This window comes from Loktanella sp. IMCC34160 (assembly GCF_004145845.1).
Classification (GTDB): Bacteria; Pseudomonadota; Alphaproteobacteria; order Rhodobacterales; family Rhodobacteraceae; genus SELP01.
The window spans coordinates 220,661-241,823 of record NZ_SELP01000005.1 but is presented as its reverse complement, the minus strand read 5'-3'; the positions used below and the strand labels follow the sequence as shown (position 1 = coordinate 241,823).

The following is a 21,163-nucleotide window of genomic DNA, read 5'->3' as shown; positions in this document are numbered from 1 at the left end:
CGCGGGCGACGAATGCAACTATAAGTTGCCGGATTGGTTCTGGTGTGGTTGTTTGTTGGTTAAGAGTGCGCATTGGGCCCAGATAAGGCCCGCGTACGGGATGGTGGTGACTTCGTGATACGGCTGAACGAGAAACTTGCGGACCTCGAACGTTGGCAAAAGCAACTGATCCTGCTTTTGATCGATATGTTGTTGATTCCGGCCGCTTTTCTGTCTGCCCTGTTTCTGACCGGAGAAATGTCAGATGCCACCGGGCCGATAGCTGGAGAGGGGCTTTCGCCGCTGTTGCTTGCCGCGCTGTTCTCGGGGGCGGTCTATTCGCTGGCCCTTGAACTTCCGAGGATCAAGCTGAACGCATTTGAACGGCAGGCGATCTTGCGGACCATCATCTTCTCGGCGTTGGTCGGCGCGACAACCGGCGCCTATTCATCTGTTCTTGGTGGCGATGGGCTGACCGCAAGGACGATCATCGTCTTTACCATGATCCTCACGATCGGGGTTGTTTCGACCCGGCTTTTGATGCGTGAGATACTGAATGCCATCAACATGCGGGGCCAGATCCGGACCAAGGTGCTGATTTATGGCGCCGGCCAAACCGGCGTTCAGCTGGTCACGGCACTTCAGCATGATCCGGATGTGGTTCCTGTTGCCTTCGTGGACGATAACCCCACGCTTCACGGCATGATGATCGCCGGGCTTGCGGTCTACCCGCCGGTTCGGATTGAAAGCATCATCAAGGAACGCGGCATCAGCCGCGTGGTTCTTGCCATGCCTTCGATAAGCAGGGCCAAACAAACACGCATTGCCCGCCGGTTGGGCGCACTGGGGTGCGATGTTCGTATCTTGCCGTCTTTCGCGGCATTGGTGGGTAACGGCCCGATCCTTGACAAGATCGAAGCGCTTGACCCCTCGGCCTATCTGAAGCGCGACGGGCTGAACAATGCCGACGCCGGGGCCTTGTGCGCCATCTACCATGGCAACGTGATCATGATCACCGGGGCCGGGGGGTCGATCGGGGCCGAACTCTGCCGCCAGCTGCTTCTGTGCAACCCGAAGAAACTTGTGTTGTTCGACGTGAGCGAGGCCGCCCTCTACCAGATCGGTCGGGAAATGACCGACCTTGCTGCGATGATCGAGACCGAGATCGTATCGGTTCTTGGAACGGTGACAGATCCGGTTGGCGTGGCCCGCGCGATCCGGGACCACAAGGTCGGGGTGATCCTCCACGCCGCGGCCTACAAGCATGTCCCGATGGTCGAGGAAAACCCGATTGCTGGGCTGGTCAACAATGTTCTTGGAACCAAGGTGGTGGCCGAAACGGCTGTAGAAGAGGGCGTTGCGCATTTCGTCCTCGTCTCGACGGACAAGGCGGTGCGGCCCAAGAGTATCATGGGCGCGAGCAAGAGACTGGCGGAAAATGTCGTTCAAGATTTGTCCGCCAAGAACAAGTCGACAAGGTTCTCGATCGTTCGCTTTGGCAACGTTCTCGGGTCGTCGGGATCGGTTATTCCGCTGTTCGAAGAGCAGATTTCGCGCGGGGGGCCGCTGACCCTGACCCATCAAGACGTGACCCGCTATTTCATGACTGTGTCCGAGGCCGCCCGCCTTGTCCTCTTGGCGGCGAATTATTCCGAGGGCGGCGATATCTTCGTGCTCGACATGGGAGAGCCGATCCGGATCCACGATCTTGCGCGGCAGATGATCGAACATGCCGGGTATTCGGTGCGCGACGCGGCGAACCCCGACGGAGATATCGAGATCGAGGTGGTTGGTCTGCGGGCGGGTGAGAAGCTGCACGAAGACCTTCTGGTTGACGTTCACATCGACAAGACCCCTCATGAAAAGATCATCAGAGTCCTCGAGCCACCGATATCGGAACTGGAGCTTGTGTCGCTGATCAGGACGATCTCCAAAGCGGCAGAGCGGGGCGAGACCGAGATCGTGGTCAAGGCTGTCGACCGGTGGTTGACGCGCGAATATCCGGCGCCAAAAGAAGGCGTGGCCCGGTCGGCGACGGCCTTGGCAGACCGCATTGATATCGGCAATTAGGTCAGGTTCCGTCCTCCGGACGTCCCGTTAGCAGTTGGAACCCCGCATTTACTCGGTTAACGGTAACCCGCGCAAAGACTCGGGGAGGGATCGTGTTCGGGCGGGTGCTGTCATTGTTCCGCAGGTATCGACTCCACCACGACGTGCTGCGTGGACGGCCGTTTCCCCTGTGGTCACGTGACGGGACACCGATTGGCTACGTCGATGTCATCACCTTTCACAATGGGCGCTTGCGCGTTGCCGGATGGTCCACCGTAGGCAAGGTGTCGCTTCGATATCTCGGCACTGCGGTTGAAATGGCGCCGCGCCTTCTTCGCGAAGATGTAGCCCGCCATCGGGGCGGTGATGCCCGCGTCGGGTTCGATCTTACGATCAATGGTCTTGGGGGGCTGATGTATCATCCCGGCGCTCCCGGGCTTGAACTAGGGCCAGATACCGATCCGGTTCCTCTTCTGCTGCCGCGTCGTCCTGGTGCGGCCCTTCTGCTTCGCTTCCTTGCGGATGTCATTCGGGCAAGCCCATCGGGGGTGCTCTGGCTGTTGACGCGCGACCCGCGACACAAGGCGGCGATCAAGGAATATCTCGGGCTCTCCGGCCATCTGCCATCGCAGCTAGCGCGGGTCGAATTCCTGCCAAAGGCGTCGCGCCCGGCTGTGCCACGGGAACCGGGCCCGGTGACCATCGTCGTTCCGGTTTACAATGCCTTCGATCTCTTGCCCGATACGCTGAACCGGTTGATCGCGCACACCGACGTCGAAGCCCAACTTCTGGTGATCGAGGATAAATCGACCGATCCTCGCGTTCTTCCATTCCTCAGAGGCTGGCTTGAAACCGTGCCGCCGGACTGGACGGGGCGGGTGGAGTTGATCGAAAACCGCAAGAACCGCGGGTTCATTGGAAGCGTCAACAAGGGGCTTGCGCGGGCGGTGGAGCGCGGCGGCCATGCGATACTTGTCAATTCCGACGCCCTTGTTCCTGCTGGCTGGGCCAGCCGCCTGCTTGCCCCTTTCGGGGCCGCGGCATCCGTCGCCACCGTCACGCCATTTTCCAATGATGCCGAGATCTTCACGGTTCCGATCATTTGCCAGAGAAACACCGTAACCTCGGCGCAAGTTGATGAGATTGATGCCGTCGCGCGGTCCGTTGATGGGCAGGCGGCATTGCTTGAGGTGCCAACCGGGGTCGGGTTTTGCATGGCGATCAGCGCGTCGTGGCTCGCCCGGATTCCGAGCCTTGATGATGTCTTTGGTCGCGGCTACGGCGAAGAGGTCGATTGGTGCCAGCGGGCCCGTTCGATGGGGGGTATCCACGTTGTGGCTCCGGACCTCTTTGTCGGCCACGTCGGCGGCGAAAGCTTTGGCGCAGAGGCCAAGGCCGGATTGGTCGCAGCAAATCACCGGATCATCCAGGACCGCTATCCAACCTACGATGCCGAGGTGCAAAGCTTCATACAGAACGACCCCTTGTCGACGGCTCGGTTGTTGGTCGCGCTGGGGTGGATCGGGCGCGATGCGACCCTTCCGGTTTCTGTCTATGTTGCCCATTGGATGGGGGGTGGTGCCGAATACTATCTTCAGGATCGGATCGCCCAAGATGGCGCTGCCGTCGTCTTGCGCGTCGGTGGGCCCCACCGGGTCCAGATCGAACTTTGGTCAGGCGCGGCAAAGACCGCGATTGCCACCAACGATCTTGCCTTTGTGACCCGCGCGATCGCTCTGCTTCCTCGGCGCAAGGTCGTATATAACTGCGCGGTCGGGGACCCGTCGCCGGTGGATATCCCGACCTTCCTGCTGGGGCTGGTCAGCCGCGAACAGGACGAACTCCAAATCCTGTTTCACGATTTTTTTCCCATATCGCCCTCCTACAACCTGCTGGATTCGGACGGGGCGTACCGGGGCACGCCACTTGGTGCCTCCTCGACCGATCCGGCCCATGCCACCAAGGACGCGTCTGGCAAGACCATATCGTTGCTTGATTGGCAGGGCGGCTGGGGGCGGGTCATGGAAGCCGCCACTGAGATCGTCACCTTTTCCGATGACAGTACACGGCACGTCGCGGCGGTCTGGCCAGAAATCGCCGACAAGATTCACTGCCGACCCCACGCACTGCGCCATCCGGTCCCAAGGATCGAGCGGCCGGAACCCAAGGGTCGGACGATCGCCGTGATTGGCAATATCGGTTTGCAGAAGGGGGCAGGTCTGATTGCGCCGCTGAGTGCCGTGCTCGCCGCTCAGGATGTGCGGCTTGTCGTTATTGGAAATGTGGATCCCAGTTTTGCGATCCCATCTAGGGTAAAAGTCCACGGTCAGTACGAAGTACAAGACCTCCCCGATCTGGTGCAACGCTACGGGATAACCGGCTGGCTGGTGCCGTCCATCTGGCCCGAGACATTTTCCTATACCACGCATGAGGCACTCGCCACCGGGTTGCCGGTTTACGCCTTTGCCATCGGTGCGCAGGGCGCGGCGGTCGCCAAGGCAGACAACGGCCGTCCGGTCGAATTCGGACCTGTCGGGGAACTCGCGTCCCGGCTTGCCGACGCCATTCTCAGCTAGAGCCAACCCCTGCGCGCAGCGAGCCAAAGGGCCATCGTCCCTGCACGCGTTTGACGATGCAGGCCAAGATCGCGGATCGCAGCAGCGGTGATGCGGGGCGATGACCGTCGCGCGTCTCCAAAGGCCACTGCCGTCTTGCGCGCAGTGGGGGTCAGAATGTCTGCGGCCTTAAGAAGGGCCGTTTCGTTCGCACTCAACCAGTCGCGATAGGTGCCGTTCTGAAGCAGGCGCTTTCGCGCAATACGTGTGGCGAGTCCGCGATGCACGCCGATCAGATTGTCGCCGTGTTGCACGTAATCCAGTGCTGGTTTCGGATCGACGATGATCTTCGCCCCGGCCCCGGAAGCAATCTGGTAAATCCACCAGTCATGGCTTGGAACTGCCGCCTCGATTGCGCCTTGTGCCGCCTGACGCAACAGGGCGGCGGCAGCGGGGTTGGCAACGATTGTATTGCCGCACAAGATGCCTTGGACCAGTGCATTCGCGAAGGATGGGCCGGCGGGGAATACCGCTGGCCGTCCAAGGGGGCGCAACCTGTCGTCCGTTGGCCGGAAACTGCTGGCATAGACGGCGGGTCCATCCTGATCTGACAGCGCGGCGACAGCCCGCGCCAGTTTGTCAGGGTACCAGTGGTCGTCCTGATCGCACAGGGCGATCATCGCTTCGGGTCGGTCCCGGCTATCGACAAGAAGCGTCAGGAAATTTTGCGCAGCGCGTCCGATGCCGGCGGGGATTCCACGGTCTGGGGGCGTCGAGATCTTCTCGACCCGTCCGGGATGGTGGTCAGCGAAAGCCTGAATCCGCGGAATCGTTTCATCCGTCGATCCATCATCTCCTATCCGCAGGTTCCATGACGGGACAGTCTGACGGGCCAAAGAGTCAAGTTGCCTGTCGATCCGGGCCGCGCCATTGCAGGTCGCCATCAGGACGAGAATGTCAGGGTCAGTCACGAATGCCCATCCTTGGTCTTGGCCGGGGGTCGATCCAATGGTTATGTCCGGCGCCTGTCCAAGACGCAATCCCGTCGCCTACATCAAACCGATATCGTCGATGAGGATATTCAGGGACGTGATGCCATCAAGCGTCAGAGTTCCGCCTGCACCGAAGTCGAAGACCACACCCTCCAGACCGACGGACGCAAAGCTGAGGATCTGTTGTGGCGTCAGGGTCCCACCACCCCAGAGCGTCGCATCAAACAGGATCGTGTCGCGGTTGTCTTCGAAATCGAGGATATGGTCGCCGCCGTCCTCGAAGATGAATGTATCGGCGCCATCGTCCCCGACCAGGACGTCGTCGCCATCGCCGCCAGCAAGGGTGTCGTCTCCTCTGCCCCCACGAAGCTCGTCGTGTCCCGAGCCGCCAAACAGGCTGTCCTTGCCGGTGCCGCCGGAAAGAAAATCATCCCCGATGCCGCCGAAGATCGTGTCCCATTGGGTTCCTCCATATAGAAGATCGTTGCCGGCTCCGCCATCAACCAGGTCGTGCCCCGCGTTGCCTTCGACAATGTCCGCACCGTCTCCTCCAAACAGGCGGTCGCTACCTGAACCGCCGCTCAGTATATCGTCCCCTGCCTCTCCCCAAAGCGTATCGGCCCCGATGCCGCCTTCGAAAAGGTCGTCACCCTCGCCGCCGAACAGTTCGTCGCTTCCTGCGTTGCCGAAAAGGCTGTCGTTCCCAGCGTCGCCATAGAGGGTGTCAAAGCCTTCACTGCCCGACAGAATGTCATTGCCCGCGCCCCCATAGATCAGGTCCGCCCCCTTCCCGCCTTCGACGCTGTCGTTGCCATCTCCGCCGAAAAGCGTATCCGACCCGAAGTTCCCAAAAAGCACATCGTCGCCCAAATCACCGTGCAGCGTGTCGAGCCCGTTGTTGCCGTTGATGACGTCGTTTCCCGCGCCACCAAAGATGTCATCCCAACCGATGCCGCCCTCGATCGTGTCATGACCGGGCCCACCCAGGATCAGGTCGCTGCCCGCATTCCCGGCCAAGATGTCATGCCCATCGCCTCCCTGTATGGCATCCGCCCCGGCCTTTCCCTGAATGCTGTCGTTACCCCCCAGCCCGTCCAGATGGTCGACGCCGACCCCACCGATGATCGTGTCCGCACCCGTGGTGCCATAGAGGGTCGGGTCGAACGGCGGCTGTGGGTCGGGTTCGATGTCGAAGAAAGACAGCCAGTTCGGGTGATAGTGGGCGGGCCCGAAATCAACGACGGCGGCCAGTTGCTCGGACGTCAGCGGTGACCCGTCGGCGGTGTAGATGACAAGGTGTTCGTCGCCGTAGGTGATCACCGCGCCAAAGCTGCGGGAATGAAAGGCCAATTGCCCAAGGTTGCGCAGAAAGGGCCAGTGAGACAGATCGATCCGATCCTCCGCAGGATCGAAATCAAGGATCATGTCGGTCCCGCCGTCCCAGCCGAACACAAAGACATCCGCCCCGGCCCCACCGGTCAGCCGGTCGACGCCCGATCCGTCCTGCAACACATCGTTGCCTGCCCCGCCGTACAGGTAGTCGTTGCCACCAATGGCGGACAGCAGGTCCGCCTCTGGCGTTCCCAAGAGCGTTTCGCTGTTCGCGCTGCCCGTGTTGGAGACACCAAGCCCGCCCAGATCGACGGAAAGCCAAGTCAGCCCCTGCGTCCCGCCGCCTGCCGCGATGATCTGCAAGGCCCCGTCGACAGAGGTGAGCGTCAGCGCCGTGATTTCGGTCAGGGCCATATCGACCGTGTCTTCGATAGACCCGTGGTGGATGATCATGCCGCCCGGCAGAATTTCGAACAGCGACAGCCCCATGTCATTGCCCGCGGCAACGGCGAAGGTCCGCCCGTCGATCGTGTGGGTGGCCAGTGCGGTCGTCCCCCCGAACCGGGTTCCAAGGTCGTCGATGACATGATCGGTCAGAGCAAATGTGCCATCCGCATTGACCTGATAAAGGCTCAACGTGCCGCTGGTGGCCCCGGCGATCAGCGCGTAGGTCGTTCCATCGACAATGACCATCTCGACGACCGAGGGATCGCCGATCCCCGGCCCGTCGAATACCGCTTCGCTGGCGACCTCTGTCAGGGCGCCATTCGGTCCGACTAGGTAACTTTGGATCGAGGTCTCTCCGACCCCGGCGGCCAGAAGGATTTGCTGCCCGCCAATCATGGTCATGGCCATGGCGGTCAGGCCGGGCGCGGGCGCGCCACCGTCAAGAAATTCGCGATTGCCCGTGACAGCCTGCGAGATTCGCAGGCCGGCTGGCGGGTTCTCCTCCAACAGCAGGACCGTTGGGCTCTGGGCGCCCGGCTCAAGCACGAACAGGCAGACCGCGCCACCGACTTCGGCCGTGGCAAGGGCCACGGTTCCCTCAGGCAAGGTTGCGGTGCCGGCCAGGTCAACCGCCGCCCCCAGACCACCATCGGCATCGACCTCGTACAGCAGCAGACCAGAGCCCGAGCCGGTGCCCGCGATCATGGCAAGGTTCGACCCAGCGACAGAGATATTGGCAAGTGATGGAACCGCCCCGGCGCTGGTCGTGCCAGAAAGGGCAATCGCGTCGATCTGGGTCAGGGTGCCATCGGGGTTGAGAACGAAAGCGGCCGCGCCCGCATCGCCGCCGCGGGTTGTCGTCCAGACAACCGGCCGCCCGTCTGCGGACATCGCAGCGGCCAGATCGGCCACCGCGAGGACCATCGGATCATCAATACCCGAAAGAGTCTGCACATGTTGGAACATGTGACGACCACCCACTTCTTTTTTCACCCGGGGTCAGGGTGCGCAGGTGGGGGTTAATGGCGGGTCAGAGCATTGTGGCAGACCCGTGGCGCTTTGCGAAAATTCGCAAGGATCGCGGCCCCGTTAAGAGGCCGCGGCGCTGTCGATCAGGGTGAGGCTGGTTAGTTGGAGCTGACCTGATTGGCGAGGCCGAACACGCTGCCGATCAGGCCAAACACGGTCTGTGCCGCCGTCACCGGGCTTTCGGTGACATAGATCAGATCGCCCGACTGCACCGGGAACCGTCCGGCGCTGAACAGCCCGTCGGCGCTGGTCAGGTCGACGATGAAAACCATGCGCGCATCGGGCGGCCCGCTTTGCCCATTCGTGCGGACCGTGGACTGGGCATATTCCCGAAGAATCAGAATGCCTTGCGGGTTCGCGCGGGTGTCTGAAACACCGCCGATCATCGACAGCGCATCAAGGGCCGAAACGCTGTCTTTGGGGAAAGGATGGATCGCCTCGGACCCAGCCGCGCCAAGCGACAGGAAATACCTGTCGTCACCTTCCACATAAACCTTGTCGCCCCCGACCAGCGTCGTATCCAGCGAAGGATTGTCGAGCATCCGGGCAACAGAGGTGCCAAAAATGCGGCCATCGCGGTGCAGGCGGATTTGCGGATTGGTCAGCCCGGACGCGACACCGCCGCCCTGCGCGATCAGGCCCATCACGGTGAAATCCGTGTCGGGCAGGGGATAGACGCCCGGCGCGCCGACCCCGCCGATCAGGCTGACGGTGCTTTGCCGCCCCTCGATCAGGTTGATTTGCACCTGCGCCGAGGGGGAAACCTCGACATATTTTTCCTCGACCCGGGCCCGGGCGCGTTCGGGGCTCATGCCTGCCACCCGCAATGTGCCGACAAACGGCAGGAAGATCTCTCCGCTGGGGGATACCCGCATGTCGGGCAGGGTCACCTGCCGTTGTCCGGGCGCATTTAACAGGCCGCTATCCTCGGCGTTCCAGACGACGATCTGCAGAGTGTCGCCCGGCGCAATGATCCGGTTTGCCGGTTGTTGCACGCGGCCGATCCAATTGTTGCGCTGTGCGTCGTCCCCGGGCCAGGCGTCATAAACAGCCAAGAGGTCGCGGGTCACCGGGGCCACCGCATACCCGGTTGGTTCAGATTGCGCATCGCTGGATGTGGCGAGAACCTCGCTTTGCAGGCCCGCCCCACGGGGCAGGGTCGCACAGGCCGACAGGCCGGACAAAATGGCCACGAACACAATGAAACGAACCAATGACGGCATTCTCGGAGACCTTCGCGCGGAGAGGCCGTGCGCGCAGCACGGCACGACCTGCCCCTGTCGCCTCCCCCCTTGGCGGCGACTTCAGATCTGTTTTCGCAAGTCCGTGGTGCGGTGGCAAGCCTTCGCAGGCCCTTGGCGAAGCCCGGCCTAGCCTGCTGCGCGCCGCTGCGCATCCTGTCGGGTTGGTGCGCGGAACAACGGGCGGCCCGCACGGTGCGCGGCAAGCGCAACCGCCGCGACCTGTTCCGCGTTGTCGGCGGCAAGGGTCCCGTCCGGTCGTTGCAGGTTGTTTTCAAAGCCAACCCGAACATGGCCACCAATACCGATGGCCCGAACCGCGACCGCAAGTTCGTGTTGCCCGTGGCAGGACACCATCCATTCCCCGCCCCATCCGCGAAGGGCGGATGCGATCCGGCCCAATTCCTCGGGGCGACCGGCAAGGAACGGCGACGCGCGGCCCGTAACGCACAGGATGCTGGATTGAGAGTCCGGCACGATGCCCCGCGCCCGCCAATCCTGCAGAAGCCGCAGATCTTCCGGGCCATAAAGGATATGTTGGACGGTGATCTCTGCCGCCTCCGCAAAGCGGTAGAGCCGGGACGCAATCGCCTCGTCACGCGCCATTTCGCGGATGTTGAGGCTCGCCGCCTCTGGCACGACCCTCTGAAGAACGCGCAATTGGGCGGTCACTTCGAAATACCCGGCCGAGTCGGTCGAAAGCTGAATGCGTAGACCGGGGGCCAACGCCGCAACCTCGGCCATGCATTCCTGGATCAGCCCAGCGTCAAGGGAATGGTTTCCGTTCGCATCGCGCACGTGAAGGTGCAGGTCTGACGCGCCCACAGCCTGACAATCGGCGGCGGTTCGTGCGATGTCGCCCGGCGTCATCGGAAGGGCGGCGTGGTCCCGTTTGGACCGCAAGGCCCCGGTGGGGGCGACCATGATGCGTAGCGGATCGTTCGCAGCCAAACGCGCTTCCTCCAACCTATCACTGTTGACGCGGCGATTCTTTGCGATCGCCTGATATGTCTTGAAACACATGTTTCAGCCGTTGACAATAGTTGAAACGAGTGACAGCGTTCAACCATGACAAAGCACCAGACCCACCCTGCCACGATCGAAGAGATCATCGCCGCGCACTACAGCGACCTGTCGGAGAAGCTGCGCGAGGCGGCGGATGTCGTCCTGCGCAACCCGGTGGACATTGCCACCCGGTCGCTTCGGTCGATCTCGGCCGGGACCGGGGTGTCGCCAGCGACCCTGTCGCGGCTGGCCCGGGCGCTGGGCTTTGAAAGCTACGAAGACATGCGCGAACTGACCCGTGGCGCGGTTGAACGGCAGATCGGGGGCGCGGGGGAAAAGGCGCAGCGGCTGCGCGCGGACGGTGAAACCAAGGGCACGATCCTTGGACGTCAGGCCGCCGCCTGTATCGCCAATATCACCGAGATGCGGGAACTGAACCCGAAAGACAGGATAGACGCCGCGGTGAACCTTCTGTTGAAGGCGCGCAATGTCGTTCTGTTCGGGGCCTTCGGAGCATCGGGGAGTGTCGAATACCTTGCCTATCTGGCAAGCTATTTCACCTCGAACTGGATGCTTGCCGGGCGGCGCGGAGAATCCGTTGGGGCCGCATTGGCGGGGCAGGGGCCGGACGATGTGTTGTTCCTGATCACCAAACAGCCCTACGCCCGGCGGGCCGTTGTCGCCGCGGAAATGGCTGCCGACGCGGGCGCAAGTGTGATCGTCATCACGGACGACTACGCCTGCCCCGTTCTGAAACACGCGACCGTCGGCTTCATCGTCCCGTCCGAGTCGCCGCAGTTCTTTTCCTCCTACGCGGCCACGATGGTTTTGATTGAATCAATTGTGGCGACGCTGGTTGCGCGATCCCCGGACGATACGCTGGCGCGAATCCGGGACGTGGAAAAGCGTAATCGCCAGTTTGGCGAATTTTGGACAGGCTGATGGGCACGGCGGATGCACATCGGTTGTTAACCAAGTTCTGGATAGGCTCCGCCCGTCCGGCAATTTTCATTCCGCCACACTCCTCCACGAAAGGGCCCGGCAATGGCACGGCACAAGGAACCCAGTTTTCGCGAAAGCGTCGACATCATGTTCAACAGGGCGGTTGCCCTGATGGATCTGTCCCCCGGACTTGAAGAAAAGATCCGGGTCTGCAACGCCACCTATACGGTGCGGTTCGGGGTGCGCCTGCGCGGCGGCATCCAGACCTTCACCGGCTACCGGTCGGTCCATTCGGAACATATGGAGCCGGTCAAGGGCGGTATCCGCTATGCCACCAGCGTCAATCAGGACGAGGTGGAGGCGCTGGCCGCGCTGATGACCTACAAATGCGCGCTGGTCGAAGCGCCGTTCGGCGGGTCCAAGGGCGGGCTGTGCATCGATCCCCGCGAATACGAAGAACATGAACTGGAACAGATCACCCGCCGGTTTGCCTATGAGCTGGCCAAGCGCGACCTGATCCACCCATCGCAAAACGTCCCGGCACCCGACATGGGAACCGGCGAACGGGAAATGGCGTGGATCGCGGACCAATACATGCGGATGAACACGACCGACATCAACGGGCGTGCCTGCGTGACCGGCAAGCCGATCAACCAGGGCGGCATCCAGGGCCGGACAGAGGCGACAGGCCGCGGCGTGCAATATGCCCTGCGCGAGTTCTTCCGTGACAAGACGGACATCGACAAGGCCGGGATGTCCGGCAAGCTTGATGGCAAGCGCGTTATCGTTCAGGGCCTCGGCAACGTCGGCTATCACGCCGCCAAATTCCTGTCCGAGGAAGACGGCGCACTGATCACCGGGATCATCGAACGCGACGGCGCGCTGCATGATGAAAGCGGTATCAACGTCGAAGCGGTCCGGGAATGGATGAACAAGCACGGCGGCATCGCCGGCTATCCCGACGCGCGGCACCACGAAGACGGGTCCGACGTGCTCGAGGCGGAATGCGATATCCTGATCCCCGCCGCGATGGAGGGGGTGATCAACCTGTCGAACGCAAAGCGGATCAAGGCCAAGCTGATCATAGAGGCCGCAAACGGCCCGATCACCGCCGGGGCGGATGAGGTGCTTCAGAAGAAAGGCGTCGTGATCATTCCGGACATGTATGCCAACGCGGGCGGCGTGACCGTGTCCTATTTCGAATGGGTCAAGAACCTGTCGCACATCCGGTTCGGCCGGATGCAGCGCCGGTCGGAAGAGGCGCGGGCGCAGCTGATCATTGACGAACTGGAGCGGCTGAGCGTCGAGAAGGGCATGGGCGCCCTGTCGGAACGGTTCAAGTCGGAATACCTGCGTGGCGCGGGCGAGTTAGAACTGGTCCGGTCCGGGCTGGATGACACGATGCGCACCGCCTACCAGTCCATGCGCGATGTCTGGCACGGGCGCAGCGACGTGGCCGACCTGCGCACCGCGGCCTATCTGGTCGCGATCGGACGGGTCGCCGGAAGCTACCGCGCCAAGGGTCTCTGACCCCTTCAAACGCAACATCAAAAGGGGCCGCTACCACATCGGAGCGGCCCCTTTCCTCTCCTCGGTCGCTGCACTACTGTGCCGCGAACCAACGGGGAATGACATGCCGCCAATCGTGAAGGTCGCCGACCTGCGCAAGACCTATGACTCGGGCTTTGAGGCGCTCAAAGGCGTCAATCTCGAGATTAACGAAGGCGAAATCATCGCCCTTCTTGGGCCAAACGGGGCGGGCAAGACGACCCTCATTTCCGCCATCTGCGGGATCACGATGCCGACCTCGGGGCAGGTTCTTGTCGCCGGGCATGATGTGGTGCGGGATTATCGAAAGGCGCGCGACCTGATCGGACTGGTGCCACAGGAACTCAGCCTGGAAGCCTTTGAAACGGTCAATGCCTCGGTGTCCTTTTCGCGCGGGCTGTTCGGGCGGCCCCGCAATCAGGGTTTTGTCGATGACGTGCTGGCGCGGTTGTCCCTTCTGGACAAGAAGGACAGCAAGATCATGGCCCTGTCGGGCGGCATGAAACGGCGTGTCCTGATCGCCAAGGCGCTGGCCCACGAGCCGCGCATTCTGTTCCTCGACGAACCGACCGCCGGGGTCGATGTGGAATTGCGCAAGGATATGTGGGCAGTCGTGGAGCATCTTCGGTCGCAGGGCGTGACCATCATCCTGACCACCCACTACATCGAAGAGGCCGAGGCCATCGCCGACCGCGTGGCCGTGATCAACAAGGGCGAGATCCTTCTGGTCGAAGAAAAGGCCGCGTTGATGGCCCGGATGGGCCGCAAGGAACTGACCATTCAGCTGTCCGACCCTGCCGCGGCAATCCCCGACACCCTGTCTGCCTACGATCTGACCCTGTCCAAAGACGGCACCCATCTTGTCTATGCCTACGACACGCGGGCCGAACGGACCGGGATCACGACCCTGTTGTCCGACCTGCAAAAGGCCGGGCTGCAGATGGCGGACCTGTCCACGAAACAAAGCAGCCTCGAAGAGATTTTCGTCGGGCTGGTGAAGGAAGACGCATGAATTTCGGTGCCGTTCGGTCCATCTATCTGTTCGAAATGGCGCGGTTCTTCCGCACATTCCGGCAATCCATCCTGTCGCCGGTGGTGTCCACCTCGCTGTACTTCGTCGTCTTCGGGGCCGCCATCGGCAGCCGCATAAACGAGGTCGAAGGCGTGGGATATGGGGCCTTCATCGTGCCGGGGCTGATCATGCTTTCGGTGATGACACAGGCCACGTCCAACGCGTCGTTCGGGATATATTTCCCGAAGTTCACCGGCTCGATCTACGAAATCCTGTCAGCGCCCGTAAACTTCCTCGAGGTGACGGCGGGCTATGTCGGCGCGGCGGCGACCAAGGCGCTGGTGATCGGGGTGGTGATCCTGCTAACTTCGTTCTTCTTCGTGGACGTCTCCATTGCCCATCCAACCGCGATGCTGGCCTTCCTTGTGCTGACCTGCCTCAGTTTTTCGCTTCTCGGGTTCATCATCGGCATCTGGGCCGGGAATTTTGAGCAATTGAACCTGATCCCGATGCTGATCATCACGCCGCTGGTGTTCCTGGGGGGCAGTTTCTATTCGACCTCCATGCTGCCGCCCTTCTGGCAGACGGTGACCCTGTTCAATCCGGTCCACTACCTGATTTCCGGGTTCCGCTGGTCCTTCTTCGAACAGGCGGATGTGCCCGTCGGCATCAGCCTTGTGGCGATTGCGGGGTTCACGGCGCTTTGCCTTGTCGCGATCTGGTGGATTTTCCGCACAGGTTGGCGAATCCGGCAATGACGCCGGGTCGCGCGGCTTGTCGCCCCGTCCTTGCCCCCCTACATGAGGTCACATGAAACGCTGGATCCCCTTCGTCAAATCCGACCCGACCGTGGCTGTCATCCGGCTTCAGGGACAGATCGCCAATTCCGGGCGCGGGTTGGACGATGTCACGCTTGGGCCGGTGATCGAGCGGGCCTTTACGCGGGGCAAGCCGGATGCGGTGGCGCTTGAAATCAACTCACCCGGCGGATCGCCGGTTCAATCCTCGCTGATCGCGGCCCGTATTCGCAGGCTGGCCGCCGAAAAGGATATCCCGGTTTTCGCCTTCGTCGAAGACCTTGCGGCCTCGGGCGGGTATTGGCTCGCCTGCGCGGCGGATCAGATCCTGATCGACGACAGCTCGATCGTCGGGTCCATCGGCGTGATCTCTGCGAACTTTGGCCTGAACGAGTTGATCGGGCGCTATGGTGTGGAACGGCGCGTGCATACGGCGGGGAAATCGAAATCCTTCCTCGATCCGTTTCAGCCGGAAAAACCCGCCGACGTCAAACGGCTCAAGGGCTGGCTGGAAAGCATCCATACGGCGTTCATTGACCATGTGAAGGCCCGGCGCGGTGCGCGGCTGTCTGACGACCCGGCGCTGTTCACCGGCGAAGTCTGGATCGGGCGGGCGGCGGTTGACATGGGCCTCGCCGACGGGATCGGGCATCTTGTCCCGGCCATGAAAGACCGGTTCGGCGACAAGGTCCGGTTCCGGCGCTATGGCCCGAAAAAATCTCTGTTCACGCGGTTCGGCGCACAGGTGACCGACGATATCCTGACCGGCGTCGAAGAGCGCGCCGCCTTTGCGCGGTTCGGCCTCTGACATGCTTTTCAAGGTTATCACTTTCTTCCTCATCGGAATGGCTGTCCTCGCCATGTTTGGAAAGCTGCGCTTTCCCGGGCGGGACCGCTTGAGAAACGCGAAATGTTCGAACTGTGGCCGCTTCCGGATTGGGCGCGGTCCCTGTTCCTGTGGAAAGTCCTGACGTGGTGATGGATTGGATATACGTGGGCCTTGGGCTCGTTCTCTTGCTGTTGGCTGGGGATTCCCTTGTGCGGGGGGCGGTGAACCTGTCCCTGCGCCTTGGTGTTCCGGCGCTGATCGTGTCGCTGACCATAGTGGCCTTTGGCACCTCTGCGCCCGAGCTTCTGATCTCGGTGCAAGCCATTCTGGACGGGGTGCCGGGCATTGCGCTGGGCAACGTGGTCGGGTCGAACACCGCCAACGTCCTGCTGGTTCTCGGTCTGCCCGCCCTGCTGGCCGCCATGCACACAAGCGAATGCGACACCCGGGCGAGTTTCATCCAGATGATCGCGGCCACGGCGCTGTTCATCGCGCTGGCTTTCATGGGCACTTTCAATAGGATCTCTGGACTGATCCTTCTTGCGGCGCTTGCCGCCATGCTGGGCCATGCGTTCCTGTCGGCCAAACGACATCGCAGGGCGTGCAGGCTTGCCGACGACGAAGATGACCTGGAGGACCTCGAAGGGGCCGACCCGGACATGCCCTGGGCCAAGATCATCATGTTTCTGGTCCTCGGCCTGATCGGTCTGCCGCTTGGCGCCAGTCTTCTGGTGGATGGGGCGGTAAACATCGCCCGCACCTATGACGTCAGTGAAACCGTCATCGGCCTGACCCTCGTCGCGGTCGGCACCTCGCTGCCGGAACTGGCCACCACGGTGATGGCCGCGCTGCGCCGTCAGGCTGACGTGGCGCTGGGCAATGTCATCGGGTCGAACATGTTCAACCTGCTGGGCATCATCGGTGTCGCCAGCCTTGTCGGCCCGATCCCGGTTGATCCGCAATTCCTGCGCTTTGACCTTTGGATCATGGCGGGTGCCTCGCTCCTCCTTGTGCCCTTCGTCTTTTTCAAGATGGACATCAAACGGGGCTGGGGGATTGTCCTGACCGGCCTATATGTCGGCTATATCCTTTCGATCCTGTGAGGGCGGCATGACAAAGAAGGCATTGGTGACCGGCGCGGGAACGCGGCTTGGCCGGGCGATGGCAGTCCGATTGGCGGAAATGGGCCATGACGTGGCCATCCACTATGCCACCTCGGCCACGGGGGCCGAGGAAACCGCGGCAGAGGTCCGCGCCCTTGGCCGTAATGCGGTGACCCTTCAAGCGGACCTGCTGGACGAGGCGCAGGTGCAGGCGCTGCTCCCTGCGGCCGCCGAGGCACTGGGCGGTGCGATCACCTGCCTCGTGAACAATGCCTCCATCTTCGAATATGACAACATCCGCACCGCGACCCGCGACAGCTGGGACCGGCATATCGAATCCAACCTGCGGGCGCCCTTTGTCCTGACGCAGGCGCTTGCGAAACAGGCCCCCGACCCGGCCGAGGACTCGCGCGGCGAACCTGTCGCGCAGGCGGTGGTGATCAACATGATCGACCAGCGGGTGCGCAAGCTGACCCCGGAATTTTCGAGCTATACCATCGCCAAGATGGGGCTTTGGGCGCTGACCCAGACCGCCGCGCAGGGGCTTGCCCCCAAGGTGCGTGTCAACGCAATTGGCCCGGGACCAACCCTTCAGGGTCATCGCCAGTCCGAAAGTCATTTCGACCGCCAGCGCAAGGGCACCATTCTGCACCGCGGATCGAACCCCGAAGACATCGTGACAGCGCTTACATTTCTGGTGGAATCCCCGGCGGTTACAGGGCAGTTGATCTGCGTTGACGGCGGGCAGCACCTTGGCTGGCAAACCCCGGATATCCTTGGGGTAGAGTGACGCTGCGACAAGTTGTGCACCTTCCCAAGGCCCGGTAACAGAAATGTAATAAAAGCCCAAAGTTTTCAGTGGGTTGTGGAAATGCCCGTTTTTAAACAAGCAAATTCAACACCTTAAGAATTCGCCTAAAAATTAGGCAACCCGAGGAACCGCGCGAGAAACAAGGGAAAATCCGGCTGAACCTGAATTTGCCCACGAAGTTATCCACAGAAACTGTGTATGCCTTTGCTCTTGTCCCGGCCTTGCTATCATGGCAGCCCGACCCGAGAATCACGGACCTGCAAGAATGACCGAAACGGAAACGGACGAAGACGGGACAGAGCTGCGCGGATACGCCCGTATTCAGTCCTATCTGAAGACGCTCGACAGCTCGCCGGGGGTCTACCGGATGCTCGATAGCGAAAGCCGGGTTCTTTATGTCGGCAAGGCCCGGAACCTGAAGGCTCGGGTGTCGAATTATTCCCGGCCCGGCCCGCATTCGCCCCGGATCGCGCGGATGATTTCCGAAACCGCGTCGATGATGTTCCTGACCACGCGGACCGAGACCGAGGCGCTGCTGCTTGAACAGAACCTGATCAAGCAGCTCAAGCCGCGCTACAACGTGCTGCTGCGCGACGACAAGTCATTTCCCAACATCCTGATCAGCCGGGAACATGATTTTCCGCAGATCAAGAAACACCGGGGTGCGAAAAAGGAAAAGGGTGACTATTACGGTCCTTTCGCCAGCGCGGGCGCGGTGAACCGGACCTTGAACCAACTGCAGAAGGTCTTTCTTCTGCGCAACTGTTCTGACAGCCAGTTCGATACCCGCTCACGCCCCTGCCTGCTGTTCCAGATCAAGCGGTGTTCGGCGCCGTGTGTCGGCTATATCAGCGCAGCGGACTACGCCCAGTCGGTCAGCGATGCCGCGCAATTCCTGTCCGGCCGCACCACCAAGATCCAGGAAACACTCGCCTCCCAGATGGCCGAGGCGTCAGAGGCAATGGAGTTCGAACGCGCCGCCGCGCTGCGCGACCGGATCCGCGCCCTGACACAGGTGCAATCGTCGCAAGGCATCAACCCCCGCTCGACGGCAGAGGCGGACGTGATCGCGCTGCATGTCGAAAACGGGCAGGCCTGTGTGCAGGTCTTTTTCATCCGGGCGAACCAGAACTGGGGTAACCACGATTTCTATCCCCGCATCAGCGGAGATGAGGATATGGCCGAGGTCATGGAGGCCTTTGTCGGCCAGTTCTACCAGACCCGCGAACCGCCGCGCATGTTGCTTTTGTCTCACGGGCTGGACAACGAAGACCTGATGGCCGACGCGCTGGCCGAAAAGGCGGGCCGCAAGGTGGAAATTCTGGTGCCGCAGCGGAGCGAAAAGGCCGAGCTTGTCTCGGGTGCGCAGCGTAATGCCCGCGAAAGCCTTGGCCGCCGCATGGCCGAAGGGGCGGCACAGTCGAAACTCCTGCGTGGGTTGGCCGAGGCATTCGATCTGGACGGCCCGCCCCGCCGGATCGAGGTCTACGACAACTCGCACATTCAGGGCACCAATGCCGTTGGCGCGATGATCGTCGCAGGCCCGGACGGGTTTGAAAAAGGCCAGTATCGCAAATTCAACATCAAGGGCGACAGCATCACCCCCGGCGATGATTTCGGGATGATGAAAGAGGTGCTGACCCGCCGGTTTCAACGCCTGTTGAAGGAAGATCCGGATCGGACGGGCGGCACATGGCCCGACCTTCTGCTGATCGACGGAGGCGCGGGGCAGGTCAGTGCCGTTCAGGAAATCATGGACGAACTAGGGGTCGAGGATGTGCCCATGATCGGCGTCGCCAAAGGCGTGGACCGCGACCACGGCAAGGAAGAATTCCACCGCCCCGGCGAACGTCCCTTTGCGCTGCAACGCAATGACCCGGTTCTCTATTTCGTGCAGCGGATGCGAGACGAGGCGCACCGCTTTGCCATCGGCACCCATCGCGCCAAACGGGCCAAGGCAGTGGGCGCGACCCCGCTTGACGATGTGCCGGGCGTGGGGGCCACCCGCAAACGCGCGTTGCTTCAGCATTTTGGCAGCGCCAAGGCGGTCAGCCGGGCCAACCTGTCCGACCTGAAAGCGGTCGACGGGATTTCCGACAGCATGGCCGAAACCATCTACAACTACTTCCACGAGGCCGGTTAGGAAGTTCAGAACCCGCCGTGTTCGCGGAAATGCGCCTCTTCCTCGGGGGTGCTTTCGCGGCCCAGCACGGCGTTGCGGTGCGGGTATCTGCCAAAGCGCGCGATGATGTCGCGATGCGCGACGGCGTATTTGTAGCTTTCCGCATTTCCAAGCGCGTCAAAGACCTTCAGCGAAAGGTCGTGGTCGGCCAGATCCTCGGAATGCATGAGCGGCATGTAGATAAAGACGCGCCGGTCATCGGGAACCTTCATGTCGATCCCGTTTTCGATGGCATACTTGGTCAGCGCCCGGGCCTGCGAGTCTTCCGCAAAGGCGCGGGGATCATCGCGGAACATGTTGCGCGAAAACTGGTCCAGAACGAGGATCGCGGCCAGAATCCCATCGGCCGAGCCGCGGAACCTGTCAGTGCCGTTTGCGGCAAGATCCTCGTAGAGCGTCAGGAACCTGTCACGGATCGCCGCATCGAAGACCGGGTCTTTCGTGAAATGTTGTTGCGGCGTGCTTTCCTCGAACCAAAATCGAAGAACCTCGGCAGTCTGAGTGGCGGTATCGGTCATGTCGTCCCCCTTTTCTGTCGCACCATGGTCTGCGCCCTGTCGCCCCGGGTCAATCTGCGGGTTTGCGCCCCTTGATGTGCGTCAGGCAACCTAGGCTGTGGAACAGGTCTCAAATACCGGATATGCAACAGGCATGATGTGGACGATCCCCAATATTCTGACGCTTCTGCGTCTGCTGGCCGCGCCCGGTGTCGCGATCATGTTCCTGTATTTCGCCCGGCCCTGGGCGGATTGGTTTGCGCTGGTCCTGTTCGTCGTGGCCGCCGTGACCGATTTTGTCGACGGCTATATTGCCCGCGCCTGGAAACAGGAAAGCAAGGTCGGCGCCATGCTGGACCCGATCGCTGACAAGGCGATGGTGGTAATTGCCCTTCTGGTCATTACCGGGTTTTCGGGGATGAATCCTTGGATCCTGCTGCCCGCGACGTTGATCATGTTCCGCGAGGTCTTTGTGTCGGGCCTGCGGGAATACCTTGGCGATACGGCAGGGCTTCTGAAGGTGACGAAGCTGGCAAAGTGGAAAACCACCGCCCAGATGGTCGCTATTGCCGTCCTTTTTTCGACCGGCGCGTTCGAGACCTATTTCGCCATGGAAACCGAAGGGATGGACAACACGACCATCAACGCCATTCTTCTGGGCGAACTGCCGGACGAGTTGGGCCTTCTTTGGAAATATCAGGGCGCGTTCTTTTCGTGGTGGATCGGGGTCGGCCTGTTGTGGGTCGCCGGACTTCTGACCGTCGTCACCGGGTTTGACTACCTGCGCAAGGCGATGCCCTACCTGAGGTGATC

Annotated in this window: 16 protein-coding genes; 11 read left to right on the top strand and 5 right to left on the bottom strand. The window is 61.7% G+C overall.

Annotated features, from left to right (window positions below; all coding sequences use genetic code 11):
* The first annotated feature begins 114 nt into the window (after positions 1 to 114).
* Positions 115 to 2,049: a nucleoside-diphosphate sugar epimerase/dehydratase gene (locus tag EU803_RS14800; protein ID WP_242494383.1), complete on the top strand. Its 1,935-nt coding sequence runs from the start codon at positions 115 to 117 to the stop codon at positions 2,047 to 2,049.
* 263 nt (positions 2,050 to 2,312) lie between these two features.
* Positions 2,313 to 4,604: a glycosyltransferase gene (locus EU803_RS14795; RefSeq protein ID WP_165352848.1), complete on the top strand. Its 2,292-nt coding sequence runs from the start codon at positions 2,313 to 2,315 to the stop codon at positions 4,602 to 4,604.
* On the opposite strand, the gene EU803_RS14790 is transcribed toward EU803_RS14795, so the two are convergent.
* The 4 genes from EU803_RS14790 to EU803_RS14775 all read right to left on the bottom strand — a co-directional run bounded on the left by EU803_RS14790 (position 4,601) and on the right by EU803_RS14775 (position 10,575).
* Complete coding sequence (locus tag EU803_RS14790) at positions 4,601 to 5,554, bottom strand: glycosyltransferase (RefSeq protein ID WP_129684202.1); 954 nt, start codon at positions 5,552 to 5,554, stop codon at positions 4,601 to 4,603. The two genes, EU803_RS14795 and EU803_RS14790, sit on opposite strands and share 4 nt — an antisense overlap.
* 78 nt (positions 5,555 to 5,632) lie before the next feature.
* Entirely contained in the window at positions 5,633 to 8,278 is a 2,646-nt protein-coding gene (locus EU803_RS14785) for a calcium-binding protein (protein WP_207209210.1), read from the bottom strand.
* Between the two features lie 203 nt (positions 8,279 to 8,481).
* Positions 8,482 to 9,606, bottom strand: a complete 1,125-nt coding sequence (locus EU803_RS14780; RefSeq protein WP_129684198.1) for a polysaccharide biosynthesis/export family protein — start codon at positions 9,604 to 9,606, stop codon at positions 8,482 to 8,484.
* Between the two features lie 147 nt (positions 9,607 to 9,753).
* A complete protein-coding gene (locus EU803_RS14775; protein ID WP_165352846.1) occupies positions 9,754 to 10,575 on the bottom strand; it encodes a 3-keto-5-aminohexanoate cleavage protein in 822 nt (273 codons plus the stop codon).
* 117 nt (positions 10,576 to 10,692) lie between these two features.
* Between EU803_RS14775 and EU803_RS14770 the strand changes: the two genes are divergently transcribed.
* The 8 genes from EU803_RS14770 to uvrC all read left to right on the top strand — a co-directional run bounded on the left by EU803_RS14770 (position 10,693) and on the right by uvrC (position 19,814).
* A complete protein-coding gene (locus EU803_RS14770) occupies positions 10,693 to 11,571 on the top strand; it encodes a MurR/RpiR family transcriptional regulator (protein ID WP_129684194.1) in 879 nt (292 codons plus the stop codon).
* A 102-nt stretch (positions 11,572 to 11,673) separates the two neighbouring features.
* Positions 11,674 to 13,101 (top strand): Glu/Leu/Phe/Val dehydrogenase, encoded by a 1,428-nt coding sequence (locus tag EU803_RS14765; protein WP_129684192.1) that lies wholly within the window; start codon positions 11,674 to 11,676, stop codon positions 13,099 to 13,101.
* 103 nt (positions 13,102 to 13,204) lie between these two features.
* Positions 13,205 to 14,131 (top strand): ABC transporter ATP-binding protein, encoded by a 927-nt coding sequence (locus tag EU803_RS14760; RefSeq protein ID WP_129684190.1) that lies wholly within the window; start codon positions 13,205 to 13,207, stop codon positions 14,129 to 14,131.
* A complete protein-coding gene (locus EU803_RS14755) occupies positions 14,128 to 14,889 on the top strand; it encodes an ABC transporter permease (protein ID WP_129684188.1) in 762 nt (253 codons plus the stop codon). The genes EU803_RS14760 and EU803_RS14755 overlap by 4 nt, the downstream gene beginning before the upstream one ends.
* 52 nt (positions 14,890 to 14,941) lie before the next feature.
* Positions 14,942 to 15,736 carry a S49 family peptidase gene (locus tag EU803_RS14750; protein ID WP_129684186.1) on the top strand — a complete coding sequence of 265 codons (795 nt, stop codon included), beginning with the start codon at positions 14,942 to 14,944 and terminating at the stop codon, positions 15,734 to 15,736.
* A gap of 167 nt (positions 15,737 to 15,903) precedes the next feature.
* Positions 15,904 to 16,860, top strand: coding sequence for a calcium/sodium antiporter (locus EU803_RS14740; protein WP_242494384.1), 957 nt, complete (start codon positions 15,904 to 15,906; stop codon positions 16,858 to 16,860).
* A 7-nt stretch (positions 16,861 to 16,867) separates the two neighbouring features.
* Positions 16,868 to 17,650, top strand: a complete 783-nt coding sequence (locus tag EU803_RS14735; protein WP_129684180.1) for an SDR family oxidoreductase — start codon at positions 16,868 to 16,870, stop codon at positions 17,648 to 17,650.
* Between the two features lie 286 nt (positions 17,651 to 17,936).
* On the top strand, positions 17,937 to 19,814 hold the full coding sequence (gene uvrC / locus EU803_RS14730) for an excinuclease ABC subunit UvrC (RefSeq protein WP_129684178.1): 1,878 nt from the start codon (positions 17,937 to 17,939) through the stop codon (positions 19,812 to 19,814).
* A gap of 5 nt (positions 19,815 to 19,819) precedes the next feature.
* Here uvrC and EU803_RS14725 read toward each other — a convergent pair whose 3' ends face one another.
* Positions 19,820 to 20,371: a DUF924 family protein gene (locus tag EU803_RS14725; protein ID WP_129684176.1), complete on the bottom strand. Its 552-nt coding sequence runs from the start codon at positions 20,369 to 20,371 to the stop codon at positions 19,820 to 19,822.
* 133 nt (positions 20,372 to 20,504) lie between these two features.
* Here EU803_RS14725 and pgsA point away from each other — a divergent pair, with 133 nt between their 5' ends.
* Positions 20,505 to 21,161 carry a CDP-diacylglycerol--glycerol-3-phosphate 3-phosphatidyltransferase gene (gene pgsA, locus EU803_RS14720; RefSeq protein WP_129684174.1) on the top strand — a complete coding sequence of 219 codons (657 nt, stop codon included), beginning with the start codon at positions 20,505 to 20,507 and terminating at the stop codon, positions 21,159 to 21,161.
* Positions 21,162 to 21,163: the final 2 nt, after the last annotated feature.

Bases quoted from the DNA above. Each gene is read 5' to 3' on its own strand.
- EU803_RS14755 (WP_129684188.1), top strand. From the start codon at position 14,128: ATGAATTTCGGTGCCGTTCGGTCCATCTATCTGTTCGAAATGGCGCGG.
- uvrC (WP_129684178.1), top strand. From the start codon at position 17,937: ATGACCGAAACGGAAACGGACGAAGACGGGACAGAGCTGCGCGGATAC.
- EU803_RS14780 (WP_129684198.1), bottom strand. From the start codon at position 9,606: ATGCCGTCATTGGTTCGTTTCATTGTGTTCGTGGCCATTTTGTCCGGC.
- EU803_RS14785 (WP_207209210.1), bottom strand. From the start codon at position 8,278: ATGGTCCTCGCGGTGGCCGATCTGGCCGCTGCGATGTCCGCAGACGGG.
- EU803_RS14765 (WP_129684192.1), top strand. From the start codon at position 11,674: ATGGCACGGCACAAGGAACCCAGTTTTCGCGAAAGCGTCGACATCATG.
- EU803_RS14735 (WP_129684180.1), top strand. From the start codon at position 16,868: ATGACAAAGAAGGCATTGGTGACCGGCGCGGGAACGCGGCTTGGCCGG.
- pgsA (WP_129684174.1), top strand. From the start codon at position 20,505: ATGATGTGGACGATCCCCAATATTCTGACGCTTCTGCGTCTGCTGGCC.
- EU803_RS14750 (WP_129684186.1), top strand. From the start codon at position 14,942: ATGAAACGCTGGATCCCCTTCGTCAAATCCGACCCGACCGTGGCTGTC.
- EU803_RS14760 (WP_129684190.1), top strand. From the start codon at position 13,205: ATGCCGCCAATCGTGAAGGTCGCCGACCTGCGCAAGACCTATGACTCG.
- EU803_RS14770 (WP_129684194.1), top strand. From the start codon at position 10,693: ATGACAAAGCACCAGACCCACCCTGCCACGATCGAAGAGATCATCGCC.
- EU803_RS14725 (WP_129684176.1), bottom strand. From the start codon at position 20,371: ATGACCGATACCGCCACTCAGACTGCCGAGGTTCTTCGATTTTGGTTC.